Source organism: Pseudarthrobacter phenanthrenivorans (assembly GCF_000813845.1).
Taxonomy (GTDB): Bacteria; Actinomycetota; Actinomycetes; order Actinomycetales; family Micrococcaceae; genus Arthrobacter; species Arthrobacter phenanthrenivorans_B.
Window position 1 is genome coordinate 1 of record NZ_JWTB01000052.1, and the last position, 1,445, is coordinate 1,445.

Consider the following 1,445-nt stretch of genomic DNA (forward strand, 5'->3'; position numbering starts at 1 on the left):
CCGGTGTAGCCGTCGCGGGTTTCGGCGATTTCGCGGATGCGGTGGCGGCAGGCGTACCAGCCGGCGACCATGAGGATGGAGGCGATGGCGGTGACGAGCATGGTCAGGGGTGAGTCGATGAAGACCATGATGAGGACGCCGATGAGGAAGAGCAGGGAGAGGTAGCCGGTGTAGGGGGCGCCGAACATGCGGAAGGAGGGGCGCTCGACCCAGCCTTTGTCGGCCCAGCGTTTGAGCTGGATCTGGCAGAGCACGATGGTGGCCCAGGTCATGATGATGCCGACGGAGGCGATGTTCAGCACGATTTCGAAGGCTTCGGCGGGGACGAGGTAGTTCAGCGGAACGCCGAGGAGGGACACGGTGGCGGTGATCGCGATGCCGCCGTAGGGGACGCCTGCTTTGTTCATCCGGGAGGCGAACTTGGGGGCCGAGCCGTTGACGGACATCGAGCGCAGGATCCGGCCGGTGGAGTAGAGTCCGGCGTTCAGCGAGGACAGGGCTGCGGTGAGGACCACGAGGTTCATGATGACGTCCACGCCCTGGACGCCGATGGAGCCGAAGAACGTCACGAAGGGGCTGACGCCCTTCTGGTAGGAGGTGAAGGGCAGCAGCAGGGCCAGGAGGATCACGGAGCCGACGTAGAACACGGCGATCCGGAAGACCACGGAGTTGATGGCCTTGGGCATGATTTTTTCGGGGTTTTCGGTTTCGCCGGCGGCGGTGCCGACGAGTTCGATGGAGGCGTAGGCGAACAGGACGCCCTGCATGAGGATGATCATGGGCAGCAGGCCGTTGGGGAAGATCCCGCCGTTGTCGGACAGGAGGCTGATGCCGACCTGCTGGCCGTCCACGGGGGTGCCGAAGATGACGAAGTAGGTGCCGATGATCAGGAACGCGACGAGGGCGGCGACCTTGATCAGGGCGAACCAGAATTCCATTTCGCCGAAGACTTTCACGGAGACCAGGTTCAGGGCCAGGACCACGACGAGGGCGGTCAGTGCCCAGGCCCACTGCGGGACGTCGGCCATCCAGGGGATGTAGTTGCCGAAGAAGTGCATGTAGAGGGCGGCGGCGGTGATGTCCACGATGGTGGTGGTGGCCCAGTTGATCCAGTAGAACCAGCCGGAGACGAACGCGGCTTTTTCGCCGAAGAATTCACGGGCGTAGGAGACGAACGAGCCCGAGGAGGGCCGGTGCAGGACCAGTTCGCCCAGCGCGCGCAGGATCAGGAATGCGAAGAACCCGCACACCGCATAGGCGATGACCAGGGACGGGCCCGCGGCGTTGAGCCGGCCGCCGGCGCCCAGGAACAGGCCGGTACCGATCGCACCGCCGATCGCGATCATCTGGATCTGCCGCGGCTTAAGGTTCTTGTGGTAACCCTTGTCCTCCGCGTGCAGGGAGGTCTCAGACGCATGCGCATGACCACCATCAATAACGTGGTC

The 1,445-nt window shown here is 64.2% G+C and carries 1 protein-coding gene; it reads right to left on the reverse strand.

Annotated elements, in window-relative coordinates:
• Nucleotides 1-1,436, reverse strand: a 1,436-nt coding sequence (locus RM50_RS19840; protein ID WP_082007149.1) for an amino acid permease, incomplete at its 3' end; no start/stop codon positions are given.
• Nucleotides 1,437-1,445: the final 9 nt, after the last annotated feature.